The 17090-nt window shown below is 37.7% G+C and carries 16 protein-coding genes; 8 read left to right on the top strand and 8 right to left on the bottom strand.

Features of this window, described 5'->3' with window-relative positions:
* The first annotated feature begins 44 nt into the window (after positions 1-44).
* Positions 45-524: an ABC transporter ATPase gene (locus HDE68_RS09890; RefSeq protein WP_183881359.1), complete on the top strand. Its 480-nt coding sequence runs from the start codon at positions 45-47 to the stop codon at positions 522-524.
* Positions 525-546: 22 nt separating this feature from the next.
* Here HDE68_RS09890 and mtgA read toward each other — a convergent pair whose 3' ends face one another.
* Positions 547-1275, bottom strand: a complete 729-nt coding sequence (gene mtgA / locus HDE68_RS09885; protein WP_183881357.1) for a monofunctional biosynthetic peptidoglycan transglycosylase — start codon at positions 1273-1275, stop codon at positions 547-549.
* Positions 1276-1415: 140 nt separating this feature from the next.
* Here mtgA and tal point away from each other — a divergent pair, with 140 nt between their 5' ends.
* Both tal and HDE68_RS09875 read left to right on the top strand, forming a co-directional pair.
* The gene (gene tal / locus HDE68_RS09880; protein ID WP_183881355.1) at positions 1416-2513 is read left to right on the top strand and encodes a transaldolase; all 1098 of its coding nucleotides are present in this window, start codon (positions 1416-1418) and stop codon (positions 2511-2513) included.
* 35 nt (positions 2514-2548) lie between these two features.
* On the top strand, positions 2549-2842 hold the full coding sequence (locus tag HDE68_RS09875) for a hypothetical protein (protein WP_183881354.1): 294 nt from the start codon (positions 2549-2551) through the stop codon (positions 2840-2842).
* A 117-nt stretch (positions 2843-2959) separates the two neighbouring features.
* Here HDE68_RS09875 and rplI read toward each other — a convergent pair whose 3' ends face one another.
* The 5 genes from rplI to HDE68_RS09850 all read right to left on the bottom strand — a co-directional run bounded on the left by rplI (position 2960) and on the right by HDE68_RS09850 (position 7913).
* A complete protein-coding gene (gene rplI, locus HDE68_RS09870; RefSeq protein ID WP_068403319.1) occupies positions 2960-3403 on the bottom strand; it encodes a 50S ribosomal protein L9 in 444 nt (147 codons plus the stop codon).
* 9 nt (positions 3404-3412) lie between these two features.
* Positions 3413-3676, bottom strand: a complete 264-nt coding sequence (gene rpsR, locus HDE68_RS09865; protein WP_008244392.1) for a 30S ribosomal protein S18 — start codon at positions 3674-3676, stop codon at positions 3413-3415.
* Complete coding sequence (gene rpsF, locus HDE68_RS09860) at positions 3676-4038, bottom strand: 30S ribosomal protein S6 (protein WP_183881352.1); 363 nt, start codon at positions 4036-4038, stop codon at positions 3676-3678. Before rpsF ends, rpsR begins: the two co-directional genes overlap by 1 nt.
* 78 nt (positions 4039-4116) lie before the next feature.
* The gene (locus tag HDE68_RS09855; protein ID WP_183881350.1) at positions 4117-5370 is read right to left on the bottom strand and encodes an outer membrane beta-barrel protein; all 1254 of its coding nucleotides are present in this window, start codon (positions 5368-5370) and stop codon (positions 4117-4119) included.
* A 71-nt stretch (positions 5371-5441) separates the two neighbouring features.
* Positions 5442-7913: a TonB-dependent receptor gene (locus tag HDE68_RS09850; RefSeq protein ID WP_183881349.1), complete on the bottom strand. Its 2472-nt coding sequence runs from the start codon at positions 7911-7913 to the stop codon at positions 5442-5444.
* A 209-nt stretch (positions 7914-8122) separates the two neighbouring features.
* On the opposite strand from HDE68_RS09850, the gene HDE68_RS09845 reads away from it, so the two are divergent.
* Positions 8123-9964 (top strand): DNA polymerase III subunit gamma/tau, encoded by a 1842-nt coding sequence (locus tag HDE68_RS09845; RefSeq protein WP_183881347.1) that lies wholly within the window; start codon positions 8123-8125, stop codon positions 9962-9964.
* Here HDE68_RS09845 and HDE68_RS09840 read toward each other — a convergent pair.
* Positions 9956-10381: a hypothetical protein gene (locus tag HDE68_RS09840; RefSeq protein ID WP_183881345.1), complete on the bottom strand. Its 426-nt coding sequence runs from the start codon at positions 10379-10381 to the stop codon at positions 9956-9958. The genes HDE68_RS09845 and HDE68_RS09840 overlap by 9 nt on opposite strands.
* Before the next feature lie 129 nt (positions 10382-10510).
* Here HDE68_RS09840 and HDE68_RS09835 point away from each other — a divergent pair, with 129 nt between their 5' ends.
* The 3 genes from HDE68_RS09835 to HDE68_RS09825 all read left to right on the top strand — a co-directional run bounded on the left by HDE68_RS09835 (position 10511) and on the right by HDE68_RS09825 (position 15310).
* Entirely contained in the window at positions 10511-11746 is a 1236-nt protein-coding gene (locus HDE68_RS09835) for an isocitrate dehydrogenase (NADP(+)) (RefSeq protein WP_183881343.1), read from the top strand.
* A gap of 186 nt (positions 11747-11932) precedes the next feature.
* Positions 11933-13252 carry a PQQ-dependent sugar dehydrogenase gene (locus HDE68_RS09830; protein ID WP_183881341.1) on the top strand — a complete coding sequence of 440 codons (1320 nt, stop codon included), beginning with the start codon at positions 11933-11935 and terminating at the stop codon, positions 13250-13252.
* On the top strand, positions 13253-15310 hold the full coding sequence (locus HDE68_RS09825) for a TonB-dependent receptor (RefSeq protein WP_183881339.1): 2058 nt from the start codon (positions 13253-13255) through the stop codon (positions 15308-15310). It abuts the gene before it with no gap.
* Positions 15311-15366: 56 nt separating this feature from the next.
* Here HDE68_RS09825 and HDE68_RS09820 read toward each other — a convergent pair whose 3' ends face one another.
* Positions 15367-15708: a single-stranded DNA-binding protein gene (locus HDE68_RS09820; protein WP_183881337.1), complete on the bottom strand. Its 342-nt coding sequence runs from the start codon at positions 15706-15708 to the stop codon at positions 15367-15369.
* Between the two features lie 667 nt (positions 15709-16375).
* Here HDE68_RS09820 and HDE68_RS09815 point away from each other — a divergent pair.
* Positions 16376-17089, top strand: coding sequence for a YqjF family protein (locus HDE68_RS09815; protein ID WP_183881335.1), 714 nt, complete (start codon positions 16376-16378; stop codon positions 17087-17089).
* Position 17090 lies beyond the last annotated feature (1 nt).

Genomic DNA, 17090 nt, shown 5'->3' with positions numbered 1-17090 from the left:
ACTATTTGGGTATGTCAATTTAAATAAAATGTTAAATTTGTAATATGAGTTTTTCTCCACAATCAAAAGTTTGGATCTATCAGAGCGATCGTGAATTCAGTGACCAGGAGGTTAGTGCAATTCAACAACAATTAGACGGTTTTACTGCGCAATGGAAAGCCCATGGCCATCAATTGCAGGCAAAAGCAGAAATCAGATACAATTATTTCATTATTTTCACCGTAGATGAGTCTACAGCTGGCGCTACCGGTTGTTCAATTGACGCTTCGGTAAGGATCATCAAAGGAATTGAGAGCGAATATGGAGCAGATTTATTTAACCGCTTCAATATGGCTTACAAAGTAGACGGAAAGGTGATTGTAGTGAATAAAGAAGATTTTGAAACGCTGATCAGCATTAAAAATATAACACCGGATTCTATTGTGTTTAACAATATGGTTCAAACTCTGGAAGATTTCCAGACGAAATGGGAAGTCCCTTTTAAAGAGAGCTGGCATCATAAAGTTTTTGCAGATTTAATTTAATCTGCAAAAACCTTATTCTATTTTACTTAAATTTTAATGGGCCCAGGTTTCTGATATTTTTCATAATCAGATATTGTCTGTGTCTGATATATAGAGTAGGATGCGAAGGGGTCCAGCGCAAGGGATTAGGGAAACAGGCTACAATCAATGCAGCTTCAGATCTGTTCAGGTCCCTGCATGACTTTCCATAATAACTTTGTGAGGCAGCTTCGGCACCATAAATACCATCCCCCATCTCTATAACATTGAGATAAACCTCCAGTATCCGCTGCTTACTCCAGATCATCTCAATCAGGACTGTAAAATAAGCCTCAAAACCCTTACGTATCCACGATCTGCCTGGCCATAAAAACACATTTTTGGCCGTCTGCTGAGAAATTGTACTTCCGCCTTTAACTTTCGTACTATCTTCTTTGTTGGCACTATAAGCCCTTCCGATCGCTTTCATATCAAAGCCCCAGTGATGAACAAATTTCTGGTCTTCACCAGCAATGGCAGCACGTTTAATCTGATCAGACATTTCACTGAGTTTCACCCAGTCTTTTTCTGTTTTAAAAGTTTTCCCATCCGATTTACGCTCAATATTACGCAGGATCATTAAAGAAGTAAATGGCGGGTTAATAAACCGGTAAGCCAGTACCCAGAGGATCGTACTTAAGAAAAACCATAAAATACATTTCCCTATGAGTATAGGTAAATTTCTGAAATCAAACTTTCTTGATTTACTGCTTTTGCCGCGTTTTCTAGCCATCGCCCAAAGGTAAATAAAATTAGAAGCTGTTTAAATCCGGATGATAAAATTGTTGATATGGATTTGTCATTTCAGTGCATATATTTAAAGCAGCTTAAACATTCAGACTTATCCCTTGTTTTTAATTAAAAGAATACAATATGGAAGCGAATAAAGTAAAAAAAATACATGATTATGGTCAGAGTATCTGGCTCGACTTTATTGATCGTGAAATCATTAAATCCGGTAAATTAAAAGAACTGATTGAAATTGACGGAGTAAGAGGCCTGACTTCTAATCCTGCAATTTTCGAAAAAGCAATCAGCAGCAGTTCTGATTATGATGCGGATATTGCAGAATTATCAAAAGAGAATATCAGTAACGAAGATATATTTTACCGTCTTGCTATTAAAGATATTCAGCAGGCCGCAGATCTCTTATTACCTGTTTATAATGAAGAAATAAAAGGTACTGATGGGTATGCCAGTCTGGAGGTATCTCCATTGTTAGCATTAGATACAGCAGGTACCATCAAACAGGCTTTACAACTCTGGAAAGAAGTAGACCGTAAAAATGTAATGATTAAAATTCCGGGTACACAACCCGGGCTGGCAGCTATCAAAAAGACCATCGCTGAAGGATTGAATATCAATGTGACCTTATTGTTTGGACTGGAGCGCTATAAAAAAGTAACTGACGCTTATATAGAAGGTCTGGAAGAACGTGCCGCTAATGGAGAGTCAATTAAAGGTATTGCTTCGGTAGCGAGCTTCTTTCTAAGCCGTATAGATGTTTTAATTGATCCTATACTGGACGAGAAACATCTGGGTGAATTAAAAGGTGAAGTTGCCATTGCGTCTGCAAAAAAGGCCTATGAAATTTACAAACAGGTATTTAGCGGTGAAAGATGGGAAAAACTTGCTGCACTGGGTGCAAAACCGCAGCGTTTACTCTGGGCAAGTACAAGCAGTAAAAATCCCGCCTTTAAAGACACCAAATATGTGGAAGCCCTGATTGGCCCTGATACAGTTGATACCATTCCTATGGAAACACTGGAAGCTTACCGCGATCATGGTGACCCCGAAAACAGGTTGGAGATAGACCTTGAAGGTGCGTCTGCTATTCTTGCCCAGTTACGCCATGAAGAGATTGATCTGGCGAAACTAACCCAGCAATTAGAGGACGAGGGTATAGAAAAATTCAATGCGCCTTATGAAAAATTATTAAATGCAATAGAAAAGCAAAAACAATTAGCTTAATAACTAGATTTGCCGTTACATTCAGATTAAAGAAAATGAAGTTTACAGCATCAAGGCTCTCAGAGGGAAACAAGGTTTTTCCGGCAGAGATCTATTTAGAAGAGAATAGTATTGAGATCAAAGTACCGGGTTTATTTAGTGGAGACTCTAAATATCTGAATTACGAAGACATTACCTCAATCGAAGTTGATTCACCGATGATTGGATTTGCAACCTTACGTTTATTCGTTAATGGTAATAAGGTAGAAATTCATGGGTTCTCAAAGAAAGATATCAAAGAGATCAGAAGAGTAATTGACGAAAACAGATCTAAAAGAAGAAGACTTTAATAGCTTCTCTTTATCATTTGCATCAGAGAAGCTATTAAAGTCTTCTCTAAAGCTAAAGCATAAAAAAAGCGTTCCGATTTTATCGGAACGCTTTTTTTATATTCGTTTAAGATGAGATTACTCAGCTACAACTGCGAAAGGAACTTTAACTTTCACTTCTTTGTGTAAGTTTAAGTTAGCGATATATTCACCAACAAATTTAGGTTCAGTTTCGAAAGTGATACGGCGACGGTCAACATCAAAACCTTGTTGTTTTAATGCATCAGCAATCATAATAGTGTTTACTGCACCAAAGATTTTACCAGTTTCACCAGCTTTAGCACCGATACTCAATTTAACATCAGCTAAACGAGTTGCGATACCTTCAGCATCTTTCTTAATTTTATCTTGTTTAAACGCTGCTTGTTTCAAATTCTCTGCTAATACTTTTTTAGCAGATGGAGTAGCTAAAGCACCGAATCCTTGTGGGATAAGGTAGTTACGTCCGTAACCTGGCTTTACGTTTACAATATCATCTTTCTCTCCAAGAGATTTGATGTCCTGTTTTAATATAATTTCCATGTTCAGCTCTTATTTTAATTGGTCAGCAACGAAAGGTAACAAACCAATGTGGCGAGAACGTTTAACCGCTTGAGCCACTTTACGTTGAAATTTCAATGAAGTACCGGTTAAGCGGCGAGGTAAAATTTTACCCTGATCATTGATGAATTTTAACAAAAAGTTTGCGTCTTTATAATCAATATATTTAATACCATTCTTTTTGAAACGGCAATATTTTTTTCTGTTATCGTCCACTTTTGGAGCGGTAACATATTGTATTTGATCTTTAGCCATTATGCAGAAGCCTCCTCTTTCTTAGGTTTTTTGTTAAAAGCACCACTGCGTTTCTTCTCATTATAAGCAACCGCGTGACGGTCTAATCTAATGGTAAGGAAACGAAGAACACGCTCATCGCGTTTTAGTTCTAATTCCAATTTGTTAATTAATTCACCTGAAGATTTGTACTCTGTAAGGTGGAAAAATCCGCTTGCTTTTTTTTCAATCGGATACGCTAATTTTCTCAAACCCCAATTGTCCTCTTGAACAATTTCGGCACCGCTGTCAGTGATGATTTTGCTAAATTTCGCTAATGCTTCTTTCGCAACTTCTTCTGACAACAACGGGGTTAGAACGATAACAGTTTCGTACTGATTCATTGTTATGATTATTTTATGTTAAATCCTGTCTTAAACAGGGATGCAAACTTAGGAATAATTTTCTACAATTCAAAACATTTAAAGCTTGCCAAACAGGTAATTAACACCAACCCGATAACGCTGCATATTAATACTGAAACTGCTATAATTTGTAATTGGTGAAGCAAAAGCGTAACCTGCAGAGATCTCTACTTTTTTATTAAAGACTAAACCAGCGGTAAAAGGAAACGAGAAATTGAATTTCTCCAGATCAATTTTACGGGAAGTAAGCTCGGTTTCATTTCCTGAATTGCTATACAATGTCGTTTTGTTATTGCTGTAGCCCGAAAAATTAAGTCCCGGCCCGCCACCTACAAATGCTTTTAAGCGATTTGTATTATAGAAATTATAGATGATCTGAGGGGTAATATTAATGGTGAACTGATTAAAAGTATGAGTCATATAGGTTTTAGAAGGAGAAGGTTCTCTGATTGTCGCTTCATGTTTACCCATCAGTAAAGATAATTCTGCTCTGTAAATCAGTTTGCCTATAGCCGGATTAGCAAAAAGATCAAAACCTGCCGTGATTAAAGGCATCAGCGAAACCTTGCTTTCGGCACCCGGTAAAGCGAAAGGAGTATCACCTTTATAATGAGCCCTGCTCATATTCAATCCTGCTCCTGCAAAAAATCTTACAGCTGAATTTTTATTAGTTTTAATCAATTGCTGTTCATTAATCACAGCAACAGCATTCATGATAGGCTTTATTCCATAATTTGAAATTTCTAAACTATGGCGCTCAGCTTCAGTACCCACATTCAGTTTAGTCATCACTAAACCAAGCTGTCTGATATATTGGTTGTCAGTAACCATTAAATTATCCTCTTTAGATTTCATATATAACTGTGAACCCAGTTCGTAAGGTATAGATTCATCTTTTTCCAGCAGGTAAAACCTTTGTTTAATTCCATCAGTATAAGAAAACAAGGTCGCATTTTTACCGGTCTGCAATACTTTTAAAAAGACAACACTCTTTGCCTTTGAATTATCCCGGCCTACAGAAAGACGGCTCACATCTACCTGGCTCATACTGACCTCTACTTCATATTTTTGATAAATCTCCAAACCGGTAACCGCCCACGCCAAAGAGTTTTTCACGGTAAAATCCTGGATTCCAGCATCCAAATCAGTCTTGAAAGCTATTTTGCCAGGATTTAAATCCCATTCTTTGTAATCAATATACCCTCTGAGTGTGTCTTTTTCATTGTTGACAACGTATCCTTTTTGAAAATTGGACTGAGCGAAAGAGAGAGCAGATATGCTCAATAAAATACCTAATAGAAAGAGTTTCATTAATTTAGTTAAAATACAGTGATTTATTATAAGGTTAATTACAAAAAGATCAAAGGTATATTTAATTGTCGTTAAAATGAAAGAATAGCTTTTATCCCAATACTTCTGCCCATCCCCTGTATACCTCTGTACCCATTTGGTGAATGCTCATAATATTCAAAATATTTAAGCCTGCTCAGGTTAGACTGATAAGTTTCATTCAATAAATTATTAGCCTGTAATTGCAATTGCAGTGTATGCTTTTTTGAATAATTAATCTTTGTCCCGGCAGCAACATTGAAAAGCAGATAAGACGAAGTAGCAGTTTCTGTATCATTCAAAGCCAGATAACGATTTTGTGCTCCATTGTATTCTGCCTCTATTCTAAAATTCATTTCTGAGAACAACTTTGAATTAAGCCTGATATCCTGACTTACACTGCTTAATAGCCTGACTGGCGGAATAAGTGGTAAATATTCTCCACCTGTTTTCTTATCTTTAAATATTTGTTTTCTGTTATATCCCCTGATAACTGAAAATGAATTATCAAATGAAAAGCCTTTCAAAGACTCAGGATGCAGACTAAAAGTAGCTTCAAATCCATAAAGTTGTGCAGAAGCCTGTTGATATTGATAAGTTTTATCTCCCTGCGCACTGATGACCGGATTTCCATCCGCATCTAACAGCTGACTCAGATAAATGTAGTTTTGAATATTATTGTTAAAAATGCTGAATGACATGGACAAATCTTTCAGCGTTATATCTGCACCTATATCTTCCTGCAAAGAAAATTCAGGTTTAAAATCACGGTTTCCCAGGTAAATAATATGTGCCCCCGGATCTAATCCATTAGAAGCAAATTCTGTAATACTGGGTGCCCGGTACCCTCTTGCAACATTAGCCTTCAGGCTTACCTGATCACTCAGCTCATAAGTACTCCCAAGGCTTAATGAAATCCCACCAAAAGATTTACTAAAAGAAGGGAATTGCAGATTTGCTTTTGGATCCTGTGCCAGTGAAACATGCTGACCAAAACCGGTTTGAGGATTTGTTGAGGTATAAAAATCCTGTGCATTTAAATAACGCAGATCAGATCTTATCCCTCCCCCAATTGTCCATTTTTCATATTTCCATTTAGCAAAAATATAAGCTCCTGCGTCAAACAGGTTGTAATCAGGAATTGGAAAATCTGTCGCATTCTTATTCAGGTTATTCTGGTACATTCCATTTATACCGAATGTGAACTCCGTATTTAAGAATTTAGGCGCATTATATTTCACCCCGTAATTTAATGTATTCAACCTGACGAACATTCCAGCCTGATCGGTCATTGTAGGGTGATTATACTCTCTGCGAATATTTTGCTGGAAAGCAAGCATGAAATCAATATCTCCTTCACCAACCGCATAATGATTATTACTATATATCCGGTAATGCTGAATATGCTGATGCAGAGGACTCAGCTGATAAGAATTCAGCATTGCATCAGAAACAATGGGGCGTTTTTTGATATCATCCAGATCTCCTTCATGGATCTGATAAGTAAACTTTCTGGTTAATGAGTCCCGGCTGCCATCCGGAATCCCCTGAATATTATCATAAAGACTCAGGTTCAGTGTTGAATTACCTTTACCAGTCTGGTAACGTACAGTACCAGATGCATTTGTTTCCCGGAATCCCGTATTATAGACCCTGCCGTCTATAGCGTTACTGTAGTTTTTAGCTATACGATAAGAGCCGCGCAAAGCAAATGACCAATGATTTTTCGCATAAAATAAGCCCAGACCATTACCGATTAAACCATTATTACTCTGATATTCGGAAAGAACTTTACCATGCAGCAGACCATCTGTTACAGACGGCATTGATGACATCAGGCTAACTACTCCCGCAAGCGCATCGCTCCCATACATCAAACTTGCAGGCCCCTTAATGACTTCAGAACGTTCAATATTATAGGCATCCACTTCAATTCCATGTTCATCTCCCCATTGCTGCCCCTCCTGACGGATTCCATCATATAAAGTCAGCACTCTGTTATATCCTAAACCCCTGATAAAAGGTTTTGAGATATTAGGGCCTGTTTTTACAGCATTAAGACCTGGAACGTTCCGAACCAGCACATCTATAATATTACTCTCCGAAGATTGTTCTATCTTCTTTTTAGATACACTTACAATCGGCACAGGGTTCTCTCTCGACAAAGTAGCTCTGGATACACCAGTAACAACAATTTCACTGAGTGCGTCTGCCTTAGTATGCAATAATATTTCATAAAATTTTTTATTACTATCGATTAATATAGTATCCGGTTTATAACCCAGATAAGAGACCAGCAGAGTTCCTCCTTTGAATTGCTGAGGAACAGACATTTGAAATCTCCCTTGTTTATCGGCAACAGCAGAACGCTTAGAATTTTTGAGTTTAATATTACTTCCACCAATAGCTTCATTGCTATTGATATCCTTAACCATTCCTGAGATTTCGATATTCTGTGCCATAGAACTGACAGAAACAAGAAGAAAGGAAATGACCATTAATTGTTTTAAAACGTGTTTCAGCATAATTATATTTTATTTTTAGTTCGTGCAAATCTAATAAATTAGATTTAACTAATTTATATAATTATACAATACTAAAAATAAAAACAAACAAGCCTAATATCTATAATTGACTTCATAACATTCAATGCTGCCTTTAACTACACCATCTTTGATTTTATTTTGTCTAAAATCCCTTCTGCTCCATAAAAATTTTATAATTTCGCAGTGAAATGGAAAATTTTATTGTCTCGGCCCGTAAGTATCGTCCAGCAACGTTTGAAACAGTTGTCGGACAAAACCACATTACCGGAACTTTAAAAAATGCGATCAAAAATAATCAGCTTGCCCAGGCATTCCTTTTTTGTGGTCCAAGAGGTGTAGGTAAAACGACTTGTGCAAGGATTCTTGCCAAAACGATTAACTGTACCAATTTAACCAATGAAGTTGAGGCCTGCGGAACCTGTGATTCGTGCGTTTCTTTTCAAACTGGTCATTCTTTCAATTTCCATGAACTGGATGCCGCATCCAACAATTCAGTAGACGATATCCGAAGTCTGATAGAGCAGGTTCGTATCCCGCCCCAGGCAGGTAAATACAAAATCTACATTATAGATGAGGTACACATGCTTTCAGCAAATGCATTTAATGCATTCCTGAAAACATTAGAAGAACCACCTTCTTATGCTATATTTATATTAGCGACTACAGAGAAACATAAGATTTTACCAACTATTCTTTCACGTTGCCAGATTTTTGACTTTAACAGAATCCAGGTAGATGATATTTCGGGGCTGCTAAATAAAATCGCTATACGCGAACAGATCACTGTAGAAGCTGACGGACTTCACATCATTGCCCAAAAGGCAGACGGAGGTTTGCGTGATGCACTTTCCATGTTTGATCAGATTGTAAGTTATACCAATAAAAATCTGACTTATAAATCAGTAATCGACAACCTGAATATTCTGGATTACGATTATTATTTCAAGTTAACCCAATATCTTAACACTGCAGATGTGAGCCAGGCATTAATCTTATTTGATGAAATCCTGAATAACGGTTTTGATGGTAATAATTTCATCAACGGACTGGCAGGTCATTTACGGAATTTACTGGTAAGCAAAGACCCTCAGACCGTCAAACTACTGGAGGTCAGTGAAAATATAAAACAAAAATACATCACACAGAGTCAGCAGGTACAAGTATCGTTTATCCTTACCGCACTCAATTTAGCTAACCAGTGTGACCTTACTTATAAAAACAGCAAAAACCAGCGGTTACAGGTAGAACTTGCACTCATCAAGATGTGCCATATTCCATCCGTCCTGCAACTTGCACAACTCCCTCATACAGCATCTACAACAGCAACTGACACAGATCAGACTAAAAAAAAAACTGATGTAAAAACTGAATCTGCTGCGAATACGGAAAGGCCTGAGCCTCTGCCACCTCCAGCAGGAATGACTGCTAAGCCTATAGAAACAGCTTCTAAGCCTGCTCCATCAGCAAACCAGGTTAACCCTTCAGCTACCAACCGTGTTTCAGTAACTCCGAATTTAAATTCTGTTAATAAGATTGCTTTAAAACCTAATCCTACCGGAAATACGACAGGAGGAACATTAATTCCATCTCTTACTGCATTGACAAATGCAGCCGGCGGCATAGAAAGTGATGAACCAAAATTTGTGTTCGGAGAGGAAAAAGAACCTTTTACGCATGAAGAGCTAATGGTTCTCTGGAAAGAGTATGTACAGAAAGTTAAAGAAGAAAATAAAATTAACTTTTATACTATCCTGACCACAAATGATCCTGAATTAACCAAACCCGATCAGATCACTGTGTCAATAACTAATCTTGCTCAGGAAAGCATTCTACAAAATGAACTGGTAGAATTTTTAAACTTTCTGAGAACCAGATTAAAGAATTTCAGTGTAGGAATCGTTACTAAAAGAGTAGAGAATAAAATTGAAAACCGATTATACACCAGTATTGAAAAATACCACTATCTTTTAGAAAAGAATCCTAAACTTGAAGAACTGCGCAAGCGCCTTAATCTGGACCTGCTACCTTAACTTAGGCTCGTCATTTACCGGATAGCCTTCTTCATCAAGATCTGTACGGTCATCCTCGGGTGTTCTGGCTAAAAATTCATCCTCAGCATTGACTTCTACTATATTACCGTGATCGATGTGCATGCCCTGGTTATCCAGCTCGGCTTTTCTCTTTTCTGCCCATGTCGCATATTCATCACCAACATAAGGATTAGCCTCGTCATAATCTGAGTTCTCATCGCCGCCATTCTCCGCAGTCGTATCATATGGAAGCGGGTGATCGTAATCTTTATTATCACCTTTTACATCCAGTTCATAACTATTCTTCTCTTTGTTAAAAGATAATTGATTAAAATCTTTTGTCTCTCCTAAGTCAGAATTATGGAGTTTATCCCCAGATCCTTTGCCCTCACCTGCATTATTTGCGTCTGTAACCATAGCTTAATGTTTTATGTCAATATAACGTTACTTAATCTTCATTTGTTTTGGTAATTTACGCGAAAATGAGGCGATAAACTCAAAATTTATATCTTTGTTTTTTTATAAAGTTAAAATTGAAACCATAATATGTCTGTACAAAAAATTAAAGTAGACCAGCCAGTTGTAGAGTTAGATGGTGATGAGATGACCCGTATCATCTGGAAATTCATTAAGGATAAACTGATTTTACCTTATCTTGATCTTGATATTAAATATTACGATCTTGGTATAGAATACCGTGATGAGACCAATGATCAGGTAACTATTGATTCAGCTGAAGCCATTAAAAAATATGGTGTAGGTATCAAATGTGCTACCATTACTCCTGATGAAGACCGCGTAAAAGAATTCAACCTGAAACAAATGTGGAAATCACCAAACGGAACCATCCGTAATATCTTAGATGGTACTGTTTTCCGTGAGCCAATTGTGATGAGTAATGTTCCTCGTTTAGTACCAAACTGGACTGCACCGATCTGTATCGGACGTCATGCTTTCGGTGACCAATACCGTGCTACCGATTTAGTAACCAAAGGAAAAGGTAAACTTACATTGACATTTACACCAGAAGATGGTGGAGAAGTTCAGTCATTTGACGTATATAACTTTAAAGGTGATGGTGTTGCTTTAGCAATGTACAACACTGACGAAAGTATCCGTGGTTTTGCACATGCTTGTTTCAATCAGGCATTAATCAAAAAATGGCCTTTATACTTATCTACAAAAAATACTATTCTTAAAAAATATGATGGTCGTTTCAAAGATATCTTCCAGGAGATCTATGAAAATGATTTCTTAGCTAAATTCAAAGAAGCAGGTATTACTTATGAGCACCGTTTGATCGATGACATGGTAGCTTCTGCCTTAAAATGGAATGGTAACTTTGTTTGGGCTTGTAAAAACTATGATGGAGACGTTCAGTCTGACACAGTTGCACAAGGCTTTGGTTCATTAGGCTTAATGACTTCAGTACTGGTTACTCCAGATGGAAAAACTATGGAAGCCGAAGCAGCACATGGTACAGTGACCCGTCACTACCGTGATCACCAGGCAGGAAAACCAACTTCTACAAACCCTATTGCTTCTATCTTTGCATGGACAAGAGGATTAGAATTCCGTGGTGTATTAGATAATAACCAGCCATTAATTAACTTCTGTCATGCTTTAGAGCAAGTTTGTATTGAAACTGTTGAAAGTGGAAAAATGACTAAAGATTTAGCTGTTTGTATCCATGGTAATCAAGTAGAACATGGTAAACATTACTTATATACTGAAGAATTCTTAGCTGCAATTGATGAAAACCTGCAATCAAAATTAGGTTAATCAATTAAAGAGTTATTTATTGAATGAAATGCCCTTGTTAATCAGGGGCATTTTTTATTTTACCCCCTTTTGATTCAACATTTCCTTTTGAAATCGTTAATAAATATGAAAGCTGTCCTAAAAAATATATTTTTCCTGAAACATCCTTTTAACTAACTTGTTAAAAAATATATTGATCAGCTAACTATGAAAAAATATCTTTTACTAATCGGTGTTGTACCTTTTATGCTTTCTTGTAATTCTCAAACTAAAACAAGTACAGCAAAAGCAGATACCAGTGGCAATGATACCACTACAAACAGTGCTTTAAACCTGCCTGCACCAAACCCGGATGCTTCAAAAACTAAATTCAGTAAAGTTATAGGCTGGCCCAAAGGAAAAACCCCTGTCGCACCGGCGGGGTTTACAGTAACTAAATTTGCAGGAAACATCAAAAGCCCAAGAAACATCTACATTGCCCCTAACGGAGATATATTGGTCGTACTTTCAAACTCTGAACGGAATACTAAAGAGAAAATAGCCAATGCCTTAAGCGGAAAAGATAAAGCAGAAGTAAGCGGTTCAAGTGCAAATACAGTGCTCCTTTACAGAGACAGCAACAAGGATGGCAAATTTGATTTACAAACTACCTTCTTATCAGGACTTGATCAGCCTTATGGCGTATTGATTATTGGCGATTCATTTTATGTTGCCAATACAGATGGATTATACAAATATCCATATCAAACAGGCGATACTAAAATTACTGCAAAAGGTAAGAAGATTGTGGATTTGCCTGCCGGTGGATATAACAATCACTGGACAAGAAATCTGATTACCAATGCCGGCCATTCTAAGATCTATATCACCGTAGGATCGGGAAGTAATGCAGGAGAAAATGGAATGGAGCATGAAGTACGCCGTGCAAATATCCTGGAGGTTAATCCTGACGGAACCGGCGAAAAAATATATGCTGCCGGATTAAGAAATCCTGTAGGTGTAGCCTGGGCTCCTGGCACAAATACGCTATGGACAGCGGTCAATGAACGTGATGGACTTGGAGATGATCTTGTACCTGATTATATCACCAGTGTAAAACAAGGTGGTTTTTACGGCTGGCCATATTCTTATTACGGGCAGCATGAAGATCCAAGACTAAAAGGTCAGCACCCGGAATTAGTTAAATCTACCCTTGTTCCTGATCTGGCTGTGGGTTCACATACAGCTTCTTTAGGCCTGGCTTTTTATACAGATAGCAAATTTCCGGCAAAATATCAGGGTGGAGCCTTCATTGGCCAGCATGGTTCATGGAACCGGTCAGTACTGGCAGGTTATAAAGTAGCTTTTGTTCCCTTTAAGAATGGGAAACCAGCCGGAAAATTAGAAGACTTCTTAACAGGCTTTATTGCAGACGAGGCCAAAGGCGAGGTTTATGGCAGACCTGTTGGTGTGGCCGTAGCTAATGACGGTGCCCTATTGGTAGCTGATGATGTAAGTAGTACGGTATGGAGAGTTGCAGCTAAATAAATGAAGCAAATCATTACCCTTATCTTATTAACACTTACAATCAACAGCTTTAGCCAGATTAAACAGGATACAGCAAAGAAACTTGAAGAGGTAGTTATTCGTCCTTATTTTTCTACTCAGCCCTTGTTAAGAGCAACAGGGGCTGTTGCGCTTTTAAATAAAGCAGCCCTTGACCAACAACCTAACAGCTCGCTGGTTTCAGCGATGAATACCATTGCGGGTGTACGAATGGAAGAGCGTTCACCGGGAAGTTACAGGTTATCAATACGTGGCAGTTTATTACGTTCTCCTTTTGGAGTCAGAAATGTAAAGATTTACTTTGACGAATTCCCGCTGACTGATGCAGGTGGTAATACCTATCTGAATGCACTTGATTTATCCGCAATAGGAAATATTCAGCTCTTGAAAGGTCCTCAAAGCAGTATCTATGGAGCAAACTCAGGAGGAGTAGTTCTGATTGCCCCAAACACTATAGAAACAGATAGTACAAAAATTACCTTCAATCTTACAGGTGGTTCATTTGGCTTATTCCATGAAAATTTGAATTTGAGTAAACGCTGGAAAAATTACAGTTTTAGTTTCAATCAGTCCTACCAAAGAAGTGACGGTTACCGTGATCATAGTGGAATGGACCGTAAATATTTCCAGCTTCATCAAAAATGGGCCTATTCAGCTAAAGCAAATCTGACTGCACTCTTATTCTATAGTGATTTACAGTATGAAACCCCGGGAGGGTTAACAGCTGCAGAATATGAACTGAATCCCCGGTTATCAAGACCAGCAGCAGGCGCAATCAGGAGTGCAGCCGAACAACAGGCCGGAATTTACAGCAAAACTTCTTATGCCGGCATTACTAACAGCTGGCAAATCAATAAGCAATTCAAACATGTGGTTTCAGTCTTTACTTCCTATACCGATTTCAAAAATCCTTTCCTTACAAATTATGAACATAGAAAGGAATCCACATTCGGAATCAGAACATATGTGGAATACTTTAAAAAAACAGAGGATATCTCCTGGAGATTTAATTTAGGCCTGGAAGCCTCCAAAACCCACTCAAACATCGATAATTCAGATAATAACTACGGAACACCTGCCAACTTACAAGCATCCGACAAGCTAAATGCTGCAACCAATTTTAGTTATGCACATTTAAATGTGGATATCTTTCGTAAACTCTTTGTGGAATTATCAGCCAGTGCCAACTTGTACCATTTCAGTTATAAGCGACTCGCACCTGTTCTGATTCCAGAAAAAAACAAGAATTTCGAGTTGCAGTTTATGCCAAGAGCTGCCCTCTCCTATTTACTTACAAAAAATCTATCCCTGCGCGGTTCTGTGAGCAGAGGTTACTCTCCACCAACACTGGCAGAAATAAGAGCATCAGATAATGTGATCAATATTAATTTACAACCAGAGAGTGGATGGAACTATGAAACTGGGATCAGGTACCAGACAGCAAATAAAAGGATCACGCTAGATCTGAATGGCTTTTATTATCACCTGAAAAATGCAATTGTCAGAAGGTTAAATGAAAATGCAACAGAATATTTCATTAATGCAGGCGGCACAAAACAATTGGGACTGGAGACCTCTATTTCAGCCATACTGATTAAACCAAATACAACTACCATAATCAGGGCTTTATCAATCAATACAGCCTATACACTAAGTCATTTTAAATTTGACCATTATCTGGACCGCACAATAGATTTATCAGGTAAAGATCTGACAGGGGTACCAAAAAATGTAATTGTGACATCAATAGATTTACAATTACCAAAGAGGTTCTATATTTTCCTTCAATACAATTATACTGCAAAACTCCCGCTAACAGATGCAAATACCGCATATGCCAGCGCATATCATCTTGTCCAGAGCAAAATAGGCTGGAAAGAACTCCGGATTGCAAATACTCAGGTAGAAATTTTTGCAGGGGCAGATAATCTGCTCAATCAAAAATACAGTCTGGGCAACGATCTGAATGCCGCAGGAGGAAGATACTTCAATGCGGCAGCCACCAGAAGTTTTTACGGAGGATTAAATGTTCATTTCTAAAATCCGGCTATAAACAGTTGTTCCCCCCATCAAAAAGGTCCGGAGGGAATAACCTGTTATAGTTCATATTTATCGATCACCTCGAGTTTATGAATCACAATTTCAGTCGTATAACGCTGATCGCCATTTTTATCCGTATAAGTCTGTGCACTTAGTTTCCCTTCAACCCGCATTGCAGCACCCTTTTTTACCACGTTCTCCACCAGATCTACCTTCTGATTCCAGAAAATCAGGTTGAACCATTGCGTCTGATCCACCGCTTCTCCTAAACCATTTTTATAAAACTCATGCACACCTAAACTCAATCTGGCCATTTTTTTTCCTGTAGCGAAATTAACAATTATCGGATCTGCGGACGCATAACCTGTTAAACGCACACTGTTTCTTACTCTATCCATCTTTCTTTGTATTACATAAACACCTGTTTTCAAAAAACTATAAAATAAATTCTAAAGCAATTTGTCAAACAAAGATGAAAAGGGAATAATTACTAGTCGTTCGTTAAACGGTTATAATCGGATAGACAGCCCTCCAAAGAATAAATAACTAACAAGTTTTACCCGAAACGGATTACTTTACCCCTATGAAATATTGTCAGGATTGCGGGACCAAACTTATAGGGCGTACGGATAAAAAATTTTGTGACGATCATTGCAGGTGTCATTATAACAATGCCATAAACAGAGATCGCTGTACAAATTTTAGAGATATCAACCGTATTTTGAAAAGAAACACCTCGATTCTGGAACAATTTAATCAGAAAGGGATTAAATTCACAACATTACACACGCTTTCAGCAACTGGTTTCAATTTCAGCTTTTTCACTCATCAGTTAGAAGAACAAAACGGAAAAATTTGTATTTGTTGTTATAATTACGGTTATATCCGACTAAATGAGCAAGAATTAACAATAAAACAAGTCTCTCATTTACTGCACAATAGCGAAAAACAATAATTCTATCGTTAAATATTGAAATTCGAATGACAGGTTATTTCAATGTTAGTACCTCAATATCGTTTAGGTTTAGTACTTTGGCTTATCAATCAATTTAGACCTAACCTTTAATGAGTTTTTTAACCGCAGAATGGAGAAAATTAGCTATAGCTAATTATGCTATCGATCAAGAAATCTTACGCCCTTACCTGCCAGCAGGTACAGAGCTGGACATTTGGAATGACACCTGTTACGTAAGTTTAATAGGTTTCCTTTTTAAAAACACCAAACTATTGGGCTTCAGCGTTCCTTTTCATGCAAATTTTGAAGAAGTAAACCTGCGTTTCTATGTGAAGTATAAAGATGGAGATGCCGTAAAACGGGGTGTAGTTTTTATTAAAGAAATAGTGCCTAAATTTGCACTTTCTGTAGTAGCAAATACTGTTTATCATGAACATTATGAAGCTATGCCAATGACGCACCGCTGGTCGGAAACAGAAGATGAAAGAGAAGTGGAATATAGCTGGAGATGCAAAAATGAATGGCAGGTTTTCACTGTAAAGGCAAATAAGGCATTATCAGAGATCGTACCTGACAGCGAAGCCGATTTCATCACCAATCATTACTGGGGTTATACCAAAGTTGATGAAACCAAAACCAATGAATATGAGGTAAAACACCCTAAATGGGCACAATATAAAGTAAAAGACTTTAAAATTGCAGTAGATTTTGCCCATACCTACGGACCGGAATTTGATTGTTTAAACCACCAGCAACCCCTATCAGTAATGCTGGCAGAAGGTTCAGATATTTCTGTAGAAGGCAAAAAAGAAATTCAGGGCTAAG

Origin of the sequence: Pedobacter cryoconitis, from assembly GCF_014200605.1 — a bacterium.
Taxonomy (GTDB): domain Bacteria; phylum Bacteroidota; class Bacteroidia; order Sphingobacteriales; family Sphingobacteriaceae; genus Pedobacter; species Pedobacter cryoconitis_B.
This window is presented reverse-complemented; position numbering and strand designations above follow the sequence as displayed.

Excerpts from the sequence above, each read along its gene's own strand:
- HDE68_RS09830 (WP_183881341.1), top strand. The coding sequence starts at position 11,933 with ATGAAAAAATATCTTTTACTAATCGGTGTTGTACCTTTTATGCTTTCT.
- rplI (WP_068403319.1), bottom strand. The coding sequence starts at position 3,403 with ATGGAAATTATATTAAAACAGGACATCAAATCTCTTGGAGAGAAAGAT.
- HDE68_RS09820 (WP_183881337.1), bottom strand. The coding sequence starts at position 15,708 with ATGGATAGAGTAAGAAACAGTGTGCGTTTAACAGGTTATGCGTCCGCA.
- HDE68_RS09875 (WP_183881354.1), top strand. The coding sequence starts at position 2,549 with ATGAAGTTTACAGCATCAAGGCTCTCAGAGGGAAACAAGGTTTTTCCG.
- tal (WP_183881355.1), top strand. The coding sequence starts at position 1,416 with ATGGAAGCGAATAAAGTAAAAAAAATACATGATTATGGTCAGAGTATC.
- rpsF (WP_183881352.1), bottom strand. The coding sequence starts at position 4,038 with ATGAATCAGTACGAAACTGTTATCGTTCTAACCCCGTTGTTGTCAGAA.
- HDE68_RS09825 (WP_183881339.1), top strand. The coding sequence starts at position 13,253 with ATGAAGCAAATCATTACCCTTATCTTATTAACACTTACAATCAACAGC.
- rpsR (WP_008244392.1), bottom strand. The coding sequence starts at position 3,676 with ATGGCTAAAGATCAAATACAATATGTTACCGCTCCAAAAGTGGACGAT.
- HDE68_RS09855 (WP_183881350.1), bottom strand. The coding sequence starts at position 5,370 with ATGAAACTCTTTCTATTAGGTATTTTATTGAGCATATCTGCTCTCTCT.
- HDE68_RS09890 (WP_183881359.1), top strand. The coding sequence starts at position 45 with ATGAGTTTTTCTCCACAATCAAAAGTTTGGATCTATCAGAGCGATCGT.
- HDE68_RS09835 (WP_183881343.1), top strand. The coding sequence starts at position 10,511 with ATGTCTGTACAAAAAATTAAAGTAGACCAGCCAGTTGTAGAGTTAGAT.
- HDE68_RS09845 (WP_183881347.1), top strand. The coding sequence starts at position 8,123 with ATGGAAAATTTTATTGTCTCGGCCCGTAAGTATCGTCCAGCAACGTTT.
- HDE68_RS09850 (WP_183881349.1), bottom strand. The coding sequence starts at position 7,913 with ATGCTGAAACACGTTTTAAAACAATTAATGGTCATTTCCTTTCTTCTT.
- HDE68_RS09840 (WP_183881345.1), bottom strand. The coding sequence starts at position 10,381 with ATGGTTACAGACGCAAATAATGCAGGTGAGGGCAAAGGATCTGGGGAT.
- HDE68_RS09815 (WP_183881335.1), top strand. The coding sequence starts at position 16,376 with ATGAGTTTTTTAACCGCAGAATGGAGAAAATTAGCTATAGCTAATTAT.
- mtgA (WP_183881357.1), bottom strand. The coding sequence starts at position 1,275 with ATGGCTAGAAAACGCGGCAAAAGCAGTAAATCAAGAAAGTTTGATTTC.